The organism is Calothrix sp. 336/3, assembly GCF_000734895.2.
In the GTDB taxonomy this organism is placed as follows: Bacteria; Cyanobacteriota; Cyanobacteriia; order Cyanobacteriales; family Nostocaceae; genus 336-3.
The window spans coordinates 438,471-453,291 of record NZ_CP011382.1 but is presented as its reverse complement, the minus strand read 5'-3'; the positions used below and the strand labels follow the sequence as shown (position 1 = coordinate 453,291).

Genomic DNA, 14,821 nt, shown 5'->3' with positions numbered 1-14,821 from the left:
TCTAGTAGCTTTAAGTACAGAATAGTTTCAGATACACCCCATTGAAGTCGTTATGTCTCAACCGACGATAGAATCAATCCTTCAGGAAAAGCGCTTATTTGCCCCCACAGCAGACTTTTCTCAAAATGCCCAAATTAAAAGTTTGGCAGACTACGAGCAACTCTACGCCAAAGCTAAAGCCAATCCCGAACAATTTTGGGCAGAACTGGCAGAAACAGAATTACACTGGTTTCAAAAGTGGGATACCATCCTCGATTGGCAACCCCCCTTTGCGAAGTGGTTTGTCAACGGGAAAATCAATATTTCCTACAACTGCATAGATAGACACCTGACAACTTGGCGAAAAAATAAAGCCGCAATTATTTGGGAAGGTGAACCCGGAGACTCTCGCACCCTTACCTACGCACAGTTACATCGAGAAGTCTGTCAGTTTGCCAATGTACTCAAACAATTGGGTGTGAAAAAGGGCGATCGCGTAGGGATTTATTTACCCATGATTCCAGAAGCGGCGATCGCTATGCTAGCCTGTGCGAGAATTGGCGCACCCCATAGTGTAGTATTTGGGGGATTCAGTGCAGAAGCCTTACGGGATAGATTAATCGATGCTCAGGCAAAATTAGTCATCACTGCCGATGGTGGTTGGCGCAAGGATGCTATTGTAGCTCTCAAAGAACAGGTAGATAAAGCCTTGGATGATGGTGCAGTTCCCTCGGTGGAAAATGTCTTGGTTGTGGAGCGTACCAAACAAACCGTTGCTATGGAGCCAGGGCGTGACCATTGGTGGCATGATTTACAAAAGGGTGTTTCCGCAGATTGCCCAGCTGAACCCATGGATAGTGAAGATATGCTCTTCATTCTCTACACCTCTGGCAGTACAGGCAAACCGAAGGGAGTTGTTCATAGTACTGGTGGTTACAACCTCTACACCCACATGACAACCAAGTGGATTTTTGACTTGAATGACACCGACGTATATTGGTGTACTGCTGATGTCGGTTGGATTACGGGGCATAGTTATATTGTCTACGGTCCCCTCTCCAACGGTGCCACCACTGTCATGTATGAAGGAGCGCCCCGTGCTTCCAATCCGGGTTGTATGTGGGACATTATTGAAAAGCTCGGTGTCACAATATTTTATACTGCACCTACCGCCATCCGTGCCTTTATAAAAATGGGTGAGCATCTACCCAAAGCCAGAAATTTATCATCTCTGCGCTTACTAGGAACAGTTGGCGAACCAATTAATCCAGAAGCCTGGATGTGGTATCATAGGATAATAGGCGGGGAACGTTGCCCAATCGTCGATACATGGTGGCAAACAGAAACCGGCGGCATCATGATTACCCCCTTGCCTGGAGCAATTCCGACTAAACCCGGTTCCGCAACCCGTCCTTTCCCCGGTATTCTCGCCGATGTGGTGGATTTAGACGGCAGTTCTGTCGGTGATAACGAAGGCGGATATTTAGTTGTACGCCATCCCTGGCCCAGCATGATGCGGACTGTCTACGGTGATGACGATCGCTTCCGTCGCACCTACTGGGAACATATCCCCCCCCAAGATGGCAAGTATGTGTACTTTGCTGGGGATGGAGCCAGAAAAGACGAAGATGGTTACTTCTGGGTCATGGGTCGTGTCGATGATGTGATAAATGTGGCAGGTCATCGCCTAGGAACTATGGAAATTGAATCTGCTTTAGTTTCCCACCCCGCCGTGGCTGAAGCCGCAGTTGTCGGCAAACCCGATGATTTGAAGGGAGAAGAAATAGTTGCTTTTGTCACCTTAGAAGGCGGTAAAAATGCCAGTGAAGAGTTAAACAAGGAACTCAAGCAACACGTTGTCCAAGAAATTGGGGCGATCGCCCGTCCGGGAGAAATTCGGTTCACCGATGCTCTACCCAAAACCCGCTCTGGTAAAATCATGCGTCGCCTATTACGAAACCTTGCATCTGGTCAGGAAGTCTCCGGCGATACCTCTACCCTAGAAGATAGAAGCGTTCTCGATAAACTCCGAGAAGGCAGCTAATACATTGATACTCCCACGGCTCCCAGTCGTGGGGAATCATATCCCAATATTGAATTAAAAAGATAGAATTCAAATCGATTAACCCTTTTCTTTCCCCTTCTTCTTCGCCATATACTGCTCAATATCAGCCACTGCATCTTCCCAAGCTGCCAAATCAATCGCACCAGGATTTTCCTTTGATTCGTGGGATTCCACAATCGGTGGTGTGGGGATTGGCTCATTTTCCTCTTCCTGGAGAATATCTTCTAGTTGTTCGAGGGACTCCAGGAACTCTTGAAGTGCGGCACGACGTTGTTCTTGCTGATTTGGCTCCAAGTTTTTGGACTCAGAATCGTGACTTCCTGACATAAGTAATATGATTTCAGTTCCTAGGGGACATTTTAACTATAGAGAACTAGTTTTCTCAACTTTACACAGTAAATGGCTTGACGGCAAAATCACCTAGGGTGACGGTGTAATTTTGTTGTTTTCCCGTAGCAATAAAGGTAATTATCACCTCGCAGGCAACAGCTACCACCAAATTTACCAAGTTTCTTGCTAGGGGGTAGTCACAAACATCATCATTTGCTGGGGAGGGAACACGGTAAACAGAATTCCAGAGAATTTCCCCGTATCCACTAGCTAAACCTACATGGAGGCAAGGTATTGGGGAATGGGTACAAAAGTCTGTGACTGCTTGCCGACTACCACTATTATCAAAGGTATCCACCACCAGAGAGCTATTCCCTAGTAATTGTCCAGCATTTTGAGCTGTTAATTCTTTTGTTTGCCCATCAATGGTGACACCTAATGCACGGTAGAGAGAGTTGGTAAGAATTTTTGCCTTGTAAGCGCCGATATCAGAACGGTAATATGGTTGGGTAGAAAGGTTGCGTTCCTCAATGCGATCGCGGTCAATCACCCGCAGTTTTGCAAAACCGGAGCGTGCCAAATTCTCGGTAATATTTCCACCCAAAGCACCCCCACCACATACAGTCACGGGAAATTCTCGCATCTTCTGTATCAGTTCAGGAGTACGATGTAATTGTTCGTGGAAAAAAATAGACATGATTTCGTAGTGCAATTAAAAGGTTTTAGGGAGGAAAGGTTAAGGGAAAAGGATATTTTCCTATGACCCATGACCCAAACTAGTAAATTTGTAACTGTAATATCAGCGAAAATCTGATAAATATCATAATTAAGGGTAATTTTTTAACTATATCTTGGGGCAAATGGCAAGAATGAACTTCATGATTACCCAATTCCCCATTTTCACACTAGATTTACAATTCAACTATGGCTCCTCTACCTGACTATCGTCCCAAACAACTGTCCCTTGGTCCCTTGGAGGCAGAAATTTTAAGTATCGTTTGGGAACTCGGTTCTGTTACAGTCAAAGATGTCCATGATCGCATTCTGGCTGACCCCAACCGGGAATTAGCTTATACTTCCGTTACAACTGTCCTACGTCGATTGACTGAAAAGGGTTGGCTCGCTTGTGATAAAAAGGGACGTGCTTTCTATTGGCGACCATTAGTCAGTAAGCTACAAGCTGAGATGATTAAAGCCCATGAACAGTTACACAAGTTTTTAGCGGTGGGTAATCCCGATGTTGTCGCAGCATTTGCAGACAGTCTGGATGATGTCGCTTCCGAAAAAATTCAGGCGATCGCCAAACGTATTCAAGCTGCTAGGGAAGCTAGGGAGGAATCATAATGCACTTGCTAATTATATTTTCTACCCTGAGCGCGGCTTACCTGTATCGATATTTTTGGACTCCTAGCACTGCTCCTTGGGGTGTACGCTGGCACAAAACCCTATTTGCCTTTCTCTTTCCCCCACTGTTAATTTTCATGACGGCGATCGCCCTGTTATACATGGGACCCCAAGGACAAATGGGTGGTATCCAAACAGGATGTCTAAGTTACGTAATTTCCCTAGGGTATTTGGCAATCTTCGCCGTTTTGTGCATCAAATTAGCTAGACAAGGTTGGCAATCTGTGAAATTGGCTCGCAGCTACCCCCTAGTTAATATTGGCGGCAAAAATATTCGACTGTTAACCACTAAATCCCTGTTTGCAGGGCAAATTGGCTTTTGGCAACCCGAATTAGTCGTCAGCGAGGGACTACTAGAAACCCTGTCAGAGGAGCATTTAGCCACGGTTTTTGCCCACGAGCAAGGACATTACCATTACCGTGATACCTTCTGGTTCTTCTGGTTAGGATGGATACGCAATTGTACTGCTTGGCTACCCCAAAGTCACGCTCTCTGGCAAGAGTTACTGGTATTGCGAGAACTCCGTGCCGATGCCTATGCTGCTGCCCAGGTGGATAGAATTTTACTGGCAGAGTCGCTGTTATACGTAGCTAGTACCCCCTTTGTGGAGTCAGAAATTTGTTGCGCTGCCCTTGGTTCTAGTGGTGTTGACCGCTTAGAGCAACGGATTGAGGCACTATTAGGACAATCGGCATCGGAGGAAATTAATACAACTTTTTCCTACGGATTATTACTCGCCTTTTTACCCTTAATAACAGTAGTATTTCATTCATAGTCAGGGTTTGGGAATGCATCGAAATCCCAGCAGAGAACAGATGGGAGCTGATAGTTGTCCTATCAGGTTGTTCCTTGTACCTAAATCATCGAAAACTCTTAATATCTGATCAACAAAATTAAACGGCAATGCAACATCTTTAGTAGATTTTTCTGTAAAGTCTAATCTCTACAAGATTAGTGGCTCAATTTTTGCCTGTACCTCCTCAATCAAACTTTCTGGAACAGTTTCAACAAACTGAATGTCACGGACTTTCCAGTCTAGACACTTGATTTGATCAGCCAGTATTACCCCTTGAATTTGTAGCTCAAGGGGCAAGGGAACCTCAAAGGGATACCCCTTTTGCTGTTTAGTAATAGGCATAAACAATGCTAGGGAGCTTTTTGCATTGTAACTACGAGGTGAAATCACAAAGGCAGGTCGGGTTCCCCGTTGTTCATGACCTTTAGTGGCATCAAAGTCTAGATAAACGATGTGTCCTCTGTCTGGAATATAGCGCTCTGTTGAAGCTACCAAACTTCATTCCCCGCAGCGACTCCAGTCTCAACTTCTGAATGTAAATTCTCTGGTGTGATGGCGGCAACTAACTCTTCCAAGGAATAGCGTCTACGAAGCCTAGGTTTGATCACTAGATTACCGTCGATCACCACAAGATCGACCTCAGCACCTTCAGTTAACTGAATCTCTTTGGCTACATGCTGGGGAATCCGAACAGCTAAACTATTCCCCCACTTAGCAACTGTCGCAACCATAGGTTGAACCTTATCTCTAGATTCGTTAAATTTTTGCAATCTAATTCTGAAAGGAATGTATATACAGAGTATCTACATTGTACCGACTCGGCACAAGCTTGGCAACGGCTGGCTGAAAGTAATGGTTATGCTGTGCTGACTCAATGTTCAGTCAGTATGACCGAAAAACGGGATTCAAGTCACATCCTTCTAGGACGGCTTTTTGGTGTAGTCGCCACATGGTATTGGGAGACTCCCTACTCATTACCCCCTACGGTTGATGACTGCGACGAATTTCTGTAATTTGATCAGCCATATCTAAAATTGACTTCGGCATTTCCGTACCTGTGAGAATTACATCTACATAATTAGGTCTTTTTGTCAAGAAGGCTAAGACCTCCGCCTCTGGAATCAAATTAAAGCTAATTGCCAAACTTAACTCATCCAAGACAACGAGAGAATACTTACCTTCACAGACGACTTTTTGTGTATGTTGCCACAATTTTTCTAAAGACTCAGCTTCGACATCATCAAGTTGGGCTGTATCAATACAACGAGGCAAGTCACAACGAATCCAATCCAAATTTTGCCCTAATTGGATGGGGCGATCATGTCCTTGGCGAATACCACCCTTGAGAAACTGTACTATTAGGACTGGCGTACCTTGACCAGCGATTCTCAGTGTTTGTGCCATTACCCCAGTAAAAAAGTTACGGTGAGTGCTGGTGAAAACTTGTACGAGTCCTTCTAGGTTATAAGGTAAGCTAAGGGTCGAGTTTCCACGGGGGGTTTCTAGCTGGGCAACCATAGATAAATGTTCTAAAAATTACAATCAAGAAATTTTACGGAAGCAAAAAAATTTTTTTTACTTATGGAATGAAGTTATTGATTACAAGGTGCATTATTTAGTCAACCATTTGGTTTACTTTTAGTCAAGTGAAGAGAATACGCGACTAATGGAAGTTTGGGACACAAATATTACCTAGTAATTTGATGATGGGGAACAGGTAATGGACTACGCATCGCCATTCAGGCAAGATAGCATGGTTGATGATTGAGATTGTATCTTACCGATAGCCATGAAAAAGTCAGTAAAAATTAGAACAGAGAATATTCCAGGAAGTATTGCTTCGCAAGTGCCAGAAAATTAGTACAAATTTCCGAATATTTTGATTGTCTAGATGTGTAATTTCCTGTCTGTTTGGGAAAAACAAGTATAGAAAGTTTGTCTAGGGAACTGATAAATCATAACTGGTGTGGGAGGAGTAAATTTTTGTGAGACTAGTAATTATTGGTGGATCGGGTTCTGGGAAAAGTACCCAAGCACAAAGGTTAAGTAGAGACTTTCTTGTTCCTTTGATTTCCACTGGGGAAATTCTGCGAGATGCTATGGAACAAAGTTCCCACTGTACTGAGGTGAATCCTACAGATTTAGGGTGTGTTGTTCAACCCTATGTGGAGAGAGGGGAATTTGTACCCGACGAAATCATGATTGAACTCATCCGCGATCGCCTGAAAAAATCAGATGTCAGTAATGGTTGGATTCTCGAAGGATATCCTCGCACAGCGTTTCAAGCGGAGGAATTGGATTTTCTCTTAGATGATTTACAACAACAGCTAAATTGGGCTATTTACCTACAAGTACCAGAAGCTGTGATGGTTAACCGTTCCTTAGAACGTTCTCTACCTGACGATGAACCGGAAATCGTACAAAAACGGGTAGAGCTTTTTTATGACTGTACTGTCCCCATCCTAGAATACTACGATCGCCGTCGTCGCTTGCTGACAATTAATGGTGATCAACAACCAGAAGCAGTACAAATGAATATTATTACTCTCCTGGATAGCTCCCAAGGGTGATTTTTCTCTCCTAATAGATTCAGGAAATCTCAAATTCTTGCAACATAAAGATGAGGGAGAATATGACTAACTAAATACTTTGAGGCTACTCCCATGGTTTGGCAACGTCCCGACGGTAGACAACCCCATGAATTACGTCCTGTCAGCTTTGTACAAAATTTTACTCGTTATGCTCCTGGTTCGGTATTGGCAAAATGTGGTGAAACTCAGGTGCTTTGTACAGTAAGTGTTACAGAAGGGGTTCCCAAGTTTCTCGCCGGAACTGGTAGAGGATGGCTGACTGCTGAGTATCGAATGTTGCCAAGTGCAACCCAGCAACGGCAGGAACGAGAATTGTTGAAACTTTCGGGTAGAACTCAAGAAATTCAGCGTTTGATTGGGCGGAGTTTACGGGCAGCTGTAGACTTAGATTTATTAGGTGAACGGACTTTAACAGTAGATGCAGATGTACTGCAAGCAGACGCTGGAACTCGTACCACAGCGATTACGGGGGGTTTTGTTGCCCTGGCAAATGCGATTTCTTTTCTATTACAAAAGGGAATATTAACGCGATCGCCATTAGTTGGACAAGTAGCTGCGATTTCCGTAGGATTATTAGAGCAAGAAGCATTTCTAGATTTAAATTATCCCGAAGATGTTGCCGCAGCAGTGGATTTCAACGTGGTGATGAATCAACATTTAGGAATTATCGAGGTGCAAGGAACTGCGGAGGAAGGTTGTTTTAGTCGCACTCAGTTAAATCAACTCCTAGATTTTGCGGAAAAAGGAATTCAACAATTATTAGCATTACAACGAGAGGCGATCGCTGACTGGAATGATTTATATCAGGGTTGAGGTGCAAGCATTTAGAGGGGAAAAGATGTTTTTGTCTCAACTGTCAACCTTAAAAGTTTCAAAAGCTGAACAGTCAGATTCATCGAAGTCCGGTATGGTAATGCTGGAAGTCGTAATGATCGTGAAATGAATAGAAAGGTTGAAGTTCTCACAAATCAAACAGCATTAATTGCGCGATCGCTAGAATTAATTCTGGCGAAAATGCAGATAGCGATCGCCCAACGGGGAAGATTTACTATTGCCTTAGCAGGTGGAAGTACACCCAAACCCCTATACGAGGCGATCGCCCAGCAGAATTTACCCTGGGATAAAATCCATGTCTTTTGGGGAGATGAACGCTATGTTCCACCCAATCACCCTGATAGTAACGAACGAATGGCACGTCTTGCCTGGTTAGATCACGTAGCTATCCCAGCTGAAAACATCCACGCAATACCCACCCAAGACGGCGATCCCGCCATTTCTGCGGCAAAACACGAGCAGCAACTGCGAGAATTTTTCCAATCCGCACCTGGTACTTTTCCCTCATTAGATGTGATTTTATTAGGTATGGGAGATGATGCCCATACAGCATCCTTATTTCCCCACACTGAAGCGTTAAAAGTAGGCGATCGCCTGGTAACAGTCGGTAATAAAGACGAAAATCAGCGCATTACCTTCACCTATCCCTTCATTAATGCCGCCCATTGCGTTATGTTTGTAGTTGCTGGCGCTAACAAAAAACCTGCTCTAGCTCAAGTTTTTGCCCCAGTGGCAGATGAATCTACCTATCCATCCCGCCTAATTCAACCACAAGGTGAACTTTGGTGGCTTCTGGATGCGGCAGCTGGCAGTGAAGTCCAGATAAACTGATGAAGGCAAAAGGCAAAGTCATGAAGAATAAGAGAATTTACACTTCATAACTTTATACTTCATAATTTGCCCCTTCCGCCTTCAAAACTAATTGTTAAAATCGGAAGCTAGAGCTGCCGCTCTGCTTGCCAGCATTTATTTTACGATGATCTAGAACAAAGGCTTATCTCCATGATCGTCTGCCCTAACTGTAATCACCCTAACCCTGATGGCGCTGTTCAATGTGAAGCTTGTTACACGCCCTTACCAGCAACTACTATTTGTCCTAACTGTGGAGCGACTGTGCAGGCAGATGCATCCTTCTGCGGTCAGTGTGGTTATCACTTACGCGCCCATGTAGCAAACGTTGCAGCAACCATTGCGCCCGATATCCCCCAGGAAACCGCCGTCAGCCTTCCTCCAGAAATAGCACCAGTGCAACCAATACCAGTTCCAGCCGCCGCAGAGCCTGCACCTATGCCGCCAACCATGGTATCTACCCCTGGTGCTGTGGAAGTCTCAACAGAAGCCAGTCTGCCACCAATTGCGGCGGCACCCGTGACTATACCACCCGCCCCCGCACCGGAACCTGCCCCGGAAACTGCGCCGGAACCTGCACCTGTTGCTCCTGAACCTGCACCCGTCGTTGCCGAAGCACCCGCACCGGAACCCGCACCGGAACCCGTACCAGAACCCGCACCGGAACCCGCACCAGAACCCGTTCCCGTGGTGCCATCCAGTACCAGACTGCAACAAATCACAGCCCGTTTGGTACACGTACAAACTGACAGACAAATCGAGCTACCCCAAAATTTATCAGTTGTACATATTGGCAAACCAAATGACCGTATTCCTCCGGATGTAGATGTATCTGGGTTTCCCAGTTCTGAGATTGTTTCCCGTATTCATGCGGATATTCGCATTGAAGGGGATGCTCATTATATTGAAGATGTTGGTAGTTCTAACGGGACTTATATCAACAATTTGCCATTATTACCAGGAAATCGTCACCGCTTACGCACAGGCGATCGCATCAGTCTTGGGAAGGGAGACATGGTGACATTTTTATTTCAAATCTCCTAATTAGGGATGGGGAATGCTTGCCGTGAGGTAAGTCGAACGTGTAATGGGGAAAAGATTGGCAACTCTTTCTTCTCCCTGCTCCCGTTCGGACTTTGATAAAACTCAGCGCCAGTTGTACTAGTCCAAACTTATGGCGGAAGCCAGCTTTCTCCCTGAATACCAATTAAAATCCTATGAGTTATAGTGGAGGAGATTTTATACAAGCATAGAGCGTGATTACACTTACTCTGCTGCACCCATTACAACCCATTCCAGCACAAAGCTGGACTTTTGCGGATGATGAGTCAGTTATTCGCATTGGTAGGGCAATAGATAACGATGTCGTTTTATATAGTGCTGTAGTCTCCCGTCGTCATGTAGAAGTGCGACGTATCCAAGAGATTTGGCACGTTGTCAGTTTTGGAGCTAATGGAACTTACGTTGATGGTAAAGCCATTGAAAAAATACCAATTACTGATGGTGTGATTTTTCGTTTAGCTCGTTCTGGTCCACAAATTCAAATTAATTTGGGAGAAACTACTTATCATGAAATGACTTCTACAACAACACTACTAGATGATTACCCCATGGCTACACAATTTCAGTGAGTCTCGCTAGGATGGGAAAAGGTCAAAATTCTTTGTTGGGGTAGTTTCAGGAAAGTGACTCATGCAAGAACCAGGAAATAAAGAAGAATTTGCTGCTATTCGTCAACTTAATCTAGGCGATCGCTCCCAGAGTTTGACTTGGTTAATTGTAGCGGCGATCGCCACTGCTGTACTTTGGCAAATTCCCTGGGGGAATTACATTCTATACCCCTTCACAATTCTGGCAACCTGGTTTCACGAAATGAGTCATGGATTAACAGCACAAGTATTAGGCGGAAGATTTGACCAATTGCAGATTTTTGCAGATGGTTCTGGATTTGCCAGATATGCGATTCCCTATTCCTTCGACCCCATTCGCCGTGCTTTAATTGCCGCAGCAGGTCCCATGGGACCACCCATCGCTGGTGCAACTTTGATTGTGGCTTCTCGTAGTCACAGAGCAGCAAATTTGAGTTTAAAGATATTAGGGAGTTTACTCCTGCTTTCCGTGATTATCTGGGTGCGTTCTTTATTAGGTTTAATATTAATACCCTTATTGGGTATAGCCATTTTAGCTATTGCTTTTAAAGGTAGTAACTGGTTAAAAAATTTTACTGTGCAATTTCTAGGTGTACAAGCTTGTGTTAGCACCTACCATCAATTAAATTATTTGTTTAGTTATAGTGCTGGTTCCCTCGGACTTTCTGATACAGCCCAGATTCAACAACAATTATTTTTACCCTACTGGTTTTGGGGTGGTTTCATGGCAATTATGTCTTTACTGCTGCTTATACAGAGTCTTCGCATCACCTATATGTCAAAATAATTAATAATTAATCACTTATACAAGTCTAATTTTTAGGCTGAGAAATGTTCTGTGACTTGGTAGATTATCTACAATAAATAGTAATTTATGCGATGAAAATCAAGCGTAATCGTGCTTTATTAGCAATTATTATTTACAAAATTTTTACAGCCTCCTTACTAGCTGTCACTTCTATTGCTTTACTACTAGCGTTAAAAAATCATGACAAATTGGCTGAATTTTCATCATCTTATCTGTTAGAGAGTAAATTGCCACTTGTAGAATTTTTTCTCCATACGTTAATTAACATCAATCCTAAAACCCTGAAATTAAGTGATATAGGATTTGCCATATATGCAGTTGTCAATGCCATTGAAGCGATTGGTTTGTGGTATGAGCAACGATGGGCAATAATTTTTGTTTTAGTAATAGTTGGCATGACTATTCCAGTAGAAATATTTGAATTAATTCAAGGAATTACACCATTAAAGCTGGTAATATTAATACTCAATGTTACAGTTTTTATCTATTTACTACGTCATTTCTGGGAATCTCAGAAAATCCCCAAAGGGAAATAAATTAGCAATAATCAAGTTTCAACCCTTGGATATGGGAAAATTTACCAACCGATGCTCTAAGTTGGTTGAAGGGAGAGGTTACTCTGCAATAAGCGGCTCCGTGTCTATGGGGAGTGGTGATTTAGTATCTCATCAAAGTGATAAAAGCTATATTAAAGAGTCTTTAATAACTTCCTTTCCAGTTCTTACCGTCACAGCGTTATGGAGCAGTTTTTTATCGAAAACCCAGTACCAACTGATTTTGATACTTACAAAGCTTTAGAGATTTTTTGGGAATATAACTTTTTTGTCCGTCATCCATTACCCAAGAATTTATATATTCCAATTTTAGTCATTACTGCGGGAAAAGACGCCATGTTTACCCAAAAAATGGGACACGAGTTAGCAAGTCACTTCATAAACGCGACTCATTTACATTTTGCCAATGCCGGACATCTAGTTATGGCAGAATGTGTAGAGCCAGTGAATCAGGCGATCGCCGATTGGTTAAAACAAAAAATATATTCTTAATTCCTCAGCAATACTAATAAAAGTATATGAAAATCTCTCAAATTTTTCTAGGTTTAGTAACAGCGATCGCCTGCTTGACTATTTCAAACCTGGAGCATAACCCTCGTCAGAGCTAGGTTGATGTTATTACCAAACATCCGATTGCTCACTTAAAAGCTAATTTGAGTGACGTTGATTTCACTGGAGCACATTTAAGCAACGCAGACTTAAGTGTCTTAGTAATTTAACGGCGTTGCTGATTGAAAGTATGAATGTGTCTCACTCAGAGGCGCAAAGACACAAATAATCATTGTTCAATCATGGCAAAAATTCAAATTCATACTCCGATTCAGTAACGCCCATTTTTTCTTATCTTAGTAGAACTGCATTATGAGCATTGCATAGCAGAAACCTCACTATGCAACGCCCAAAAATCAAATACAGTCACCCTATAACTAAACTTTCGGTTTAAAGGTGGAAGCAACCTGTAATTCCTTCAACTGTTTGTCATCCACACTGGAGGGTGCATCGGTAAGCAAACAGCGTGCTTGTTGCGTCTTGGGGAAGGCAATGACATCTCGAATCGATTCTTCACCTGTGAGCAGCATCACCAACCTATCTAAACCGTAGGCAATTCCACCGTGGGGGGGTGTACCGTATTCAAAAGCTTCCAGGAGGAACCCAAATTTATTTTGTGCTTCTTCGGGGGATAAACCGATCGCCTCAAATACCTGTTCTTGAATTTCCCGTTGGTAAATCCGCCGACTACCACCTCCCACTTCTAACCCATTCAATACTAGGTCATAGGCTTGCGCTCTGGCGGTTTTCAGGTCGTCTAAATCATCGGGGTGGGGTGCGGTGAAGGGGTGGTGCAGAGCTTCTAGACGTTTCTCCCCTGGGTTCCACTCAAACATGGGGAAGTCTACTACCCACAACAGGTTAATTTTCTGGCTATCAATTAAATTGAATTCCCTGGCTGTATATTGGCGTAATCTATCCAAGGTCTTATTGACAGTTGCCCCGTCTCCTGCGCCAAAGAGGAGTAAATGTCCAGGTTGGGCGTTGGTGCGTTGGAGAATTTCCTGTTTTTGTTCCGGTGTCAGGTTATCTTTAATTGCGCCGATGGTGTCGATTTCGCCATTTTCCCGTACCCGGATGTAAGCCAATCCCTTAGCTCCAGCCTCACTTGCCTCTTTGAAGATATCTCCACCCGGTTTGATGCGGACGTTGGAAATGGCATCATTGCCGTGAGGAATGGGGAGGATTTTGACGATTCCCCCCTTGGCGATCGCCTCGTTAAAGACTTTGAAACCACTATCTTTGAGGATATCGGAAACATCTACCAGTTCTAAACCATAACGGGTATCTGGCTTATCGCTGCCATACCGTGCCATGGCTTCGGCGTAGGTAAGGCGGGGGAAAGGACGTGATACTTCTATACCCTTGATATTTTGGAAAATATGACAGACGAGCTTTTCATTCAGTTCGATGATTTCTTCCAAGGACATGAAACTCATCTCCATGTCTAATTGGGTGAATTCTGGTTGTCTGTCTGCTCGTAAATCTTCGTCGCGAAAACACCGAGCTACCTGGTAGTATCTATCACATCCAGAAACCATGAGTAACTGCTTGAATAGTTGGGGTGATTGGGGTAGGGCAAACCATTCACCGGGGTTGACGCGACTGGGAAGGATATAGTCTCTGGCTCCTTCGGGGGTAGAGCGGGTGAGGAAGGGGGTTTCCACTTCCATAAATCCTTCCACATCTTCCAGGTAGCGGCGGATGGATTTGACGACTTGGTGGCGCAGTTGGAGGTTCTTCGCCATGCGATCGCGCCGCAAATCTAGGTAACGATATTTTAAGCGCAGCTCTTCCCGTACAGGTTCCGTATCTGCCGAGGATACTTGGAAAGGTAACTGCTTGCGCACCGCATTTAACAGTGTAATTTTATCTGCGTAGATTTCTACTTCCCCGGTAGGAATACGGCTATTTAGGGATTCTTCCGGGCGTTGGGTGACTCTACCTGTAATTTCCACAACATACTCATTGCGGAGGGCGTTTGCCTCTTCGTAGGAATCTGGTGTGCGTTGGGGATCGCTGACAATTTGCACTGTGCCAGAGCGATCGCGCAAATCTAAGAATATCACGCCCCCATGATCGCGGCGACGGTCTACCCATCCGTATAAGGTGACAGTTTCTCCAATGTGTGAGGAGCGGAGTTCGCCGCAATAGTGAGTTCGCATAGGTACTAGTTCTGATTCTTCGCGCTAGATTTACAAATATAAGCCTTTTCAAGGATAAAGTATCAAAGCTCAAGTCTGAACAGTTTCTCTACTTTATTCTTTAGGGGTTAAAGCTTTTTCATTATCTAGCATCAGCTGCTCCTATTCCCATTCCTTTTTAAGAAAAGAGATTTAAGCTAAGGGGAAAATTTTTTGTTTTCAGCATGAGAAAATCTCCTAACCTTTCTGGTGGGGACTTTCTAGCCAT

The 14,821-nt window shown here is 43.9% G+C and carries 18 protein-coding genes; 12 read left to right on the top strand and 6 right to left on the bottom strand.

What is annotated here, in order from left to right; translation table 11 throughout:
* The first annotated feature begins 52 nt into the window (after window positions 1–52).
* Entirely contained in the window at window positions 53–2,023 is a 1,971-nt protein-coding gene (acs, locus tag IJ00_RS01880) for an acetate--CoA ligase (protein WP_035149486.1), read from the top strand.
* Between the two features lie 78 nt (window positions 2,024–2,101).
* Here acs and IJ00_RS01875 read toward each other — a convergent pair whose 3' ends face one another.
* Both IJ00_RS01875 and IJ00_RS01870 read right to left on the bottom strand, forming a co-directional pair.
* The gene (locus IJ00_RS01875; protein ID WP_046814691.1) at window positions 2,102–2,371 is read right to left on the bottom strand and encodes a hypothetical protein; all 270 of its coding nucleotides are present in this window, start codon (window positions 2,369–2,371) and stop codon (window positions 2,102–2,104) included.
* Between the two features lie 61 nt (window positions 2,372–2,432).
* The gene (locus IJ00_RS01870; RefSeq protein WP_201782658.1) at window positions 2,433–3,071 is read right to left on the bottom strand and encodes a ThiF family adenylyltransferase; all 639 of its coding nucleotides are present in this window, start codon (window positions 3,069–3,071) and stop codon (window positions 2,433–2,435) included.
* Window positions 3,072–3,298: 227 nt separating this feature from the next.
* On the opposite strand from IJ00_RS01870, the gene IJ00_RS01865 reads away from it, so the two are divergent.
* Together IJ00_RS01865 and IJ00_RS01860 are read left to right on the top strand one after the other, a co-directional pair.
* Window positions 3,299–3,718, top strand: a complete 420-nt coding sequence (locus tag IJ00_RS01865) for a BlaI/MecI/CopY family transcriptional regulator (protein ID WP_035149483.1) — start codon at window positions 3,299–3,301, stop codon at window positions 3,716–3,718.
* The gene (locus IJ00_RS01860) at window positions 3,718–4,554 is read left to right on the top strand and encodes a M56 family metallopeptidase (protein ID WP_035149481.1); all 837 of its coding nucleotides are present in this window, start codon (window positions 3,718–3,720) and stop codon (window positions 4,552–4,554) included. The genes IJ00_RS01865 and IJ00_RS01860 overlap by 1 nt, the downstream gene beginning before the upstream one ends.
* Window positions 4,555–4,722: 168 nt before the next feature.
* Here IJ00_RS01860 and mazF read toward each other — a convergent pair whose 3' ends face one another.
* The 3 genes from mazF to IJ00_RS01845 all read right to left on the bottom strand — a co-directional run bounded on the left by mazF (window position 4,723) and on the right by IJ00_RS01845 (window position 6,093).
* Entirely contained in the window at window positions 4,723–5,070 is a 348-nt protein-coding gene (gene mazF / locus IJ00_RS01855; protein WP_035149479.1) for an endoribonuclease MazF, read from the bottom strand.
* Window positions 5,064–5,306, bottom strand: a complete 243-nt coding sequence (locus IJ00_RS01850) for an AbrB/MazE/SpoVT family DNA-binding domain-containing protein (protein ID WP_035149476.1) — start codon at window positions 5,304–5,306, stop codon at window positions 5,064–5,066. Before IJ00_RS01850 ends, mazF begins: the two co-directional genes overlap by 7 nt.
* Window positions 5,307–5,556: 250 nt before the next feature.
* Window positions 5,557–6,093 carry a P-loop NTPase family protein gene (locus IJ00_RS01845; protein ID WP_035149474.1) on the bottom strand — a complete coding sequence of 179 codons (537 nt, stop codon included), beginning with the start codon at window positions 6,091–6,093 and terminating at the stop codon, window positions 5,557–5,559.
* Between the two features lie 467 nt (window positions 6,094–6,560).
* On the opposite strand from IJ00_RS01845, the gene IJ00_RS01840 reads away from it, so the two are divergent.
* The 9 genes from IJ00_RS01840 to IJ00_RS30085 all read left to right on the top strand — a co-directional run bounded on the left by IJ00_RS01840 (window position 6,561) and on the right by IJ00_RS30085 (window position 12,579).
* Window positions 6,561–7,145, top strand: coding sequence for a nucleoside monophosphate kinase (locus IJ00_RS01840; protein ID WP_035149472.1), 585 nt, complete (start codon window positions 6,561–6,563; stop codon window positions 7,143–7,145).
* Window positions 7,146–7,238: 93 nt separating this feature from the next.
* Window positions 7,239–7,979: a ribonuclease PH gene (gene rph / locus IJ00_RS01835; RefSeq protein WP_035149468.1), complete on the top strand. Its 741-nt coding sequence runs from the start codon at window positions 7,239–7,241 to the stop codon at window positions 7,977–7,979.
* A gap of 126 nt (window positions 7,980–8,105) precedes the next feature.
* Window positions 8,106–8,831, top strand: a complete 726-nt coding sequence (pgl, locus tag IJ00_RS01830) for a 6-phosphogluconolactonase (protein WP_035149466.1) — start codon at window positions 8,106–8,108, stop codon at window positions 8,829–8,831.
* A 171-nt stretch (window positions 8,832–9,002) separates the two neighbouring features.
* Complete coding sequence (locus tag IJ00_RS01825; protein WP_035149463.1) at window positions 9,003–9,893, top strand: FHA domain-containing protein; 891 nt, start codon at window positions 9,003–9,005, stop codon at window positions 9,891–9,893.
* 212 nt (window positions 9,894–10,105) lie between these two features.
* Entirely contained in the window at window positions 10,106–10,480 is a 375-nt protein-coding gene (locus IJ00_RS01820; RefSeq protein ID WP_046814690.1) for an FHA domain-containing protein, read from the top strand.
* 61 nt (window positions 10,481–10,541) lie between these two features.
* The gene (locus tag IJ00_RS01815) at window positions 10,542–11,285 is read left to right on the top strand and encodes a M50 family metallopeptidase (protein ID WP_035149460.1); all 744 of its coding nucleotides are present in this window, start codon (window positions 10,542–10,544) and stop codon (window positions 11,283–11,285) included.
* Between the two features lie 92 nt (window positions 11,286–11,377).
* The gene (locus IJ00_RS01810; protein WP_035149457.1) at window positions 11,378–11,842 is read left to right on the top strand and encodes a DUF2127 domain-containing protein; all 465 of its coding nucleotides are present in this window, start codon (window positions 11,378–11,380) and stop codon (window positions 11,840–11,842) included.
* A gap of 201 nt (window positions 11,843–12,043) precedes the next feature.
* Window positions 12,044–12,352 (top strand): alpha/beta fold hydrolase, encoded by a 309-nt coding sequence (locus tag IJ00_RS01805; RefSeq protein WP_144415964.1) that lies wholly within the window; start codon window positions 12,044–12,046, stop codon window positions 12,350–12,352.
* 125 nt (window positions 12,353–12,477) lie between these two features.
* A complete protein-coding gene (locus IJ00_RS30085) occupies window positions 12,478–12,579 on the top strand; it encodes a pentapeptide repeat-containing protein (protein ID WP_082127406.1) in 102 nt (33 codons plus the stop codon).
* A gap of 207 nt (window positions 12,580–12,786) precedes the next feature.
* Here the strand turns inward: IJ00_RS30085 and aspS are convergent, their stop codons facing one another.
* Window positions 12,787–14,574, bottom strand: coding sequence for an aspartate--tRNA ligase (gene aspS / locus IJ00_RS01800; RefSeq protein ID WP_035149454.1), 1,788 nt, complete (start codon window positions 14,572–14,574; stop codon window positions 12,787–12,789).
* Window positions 14,575–14,821: the final 247 nt, after the last annotated feature.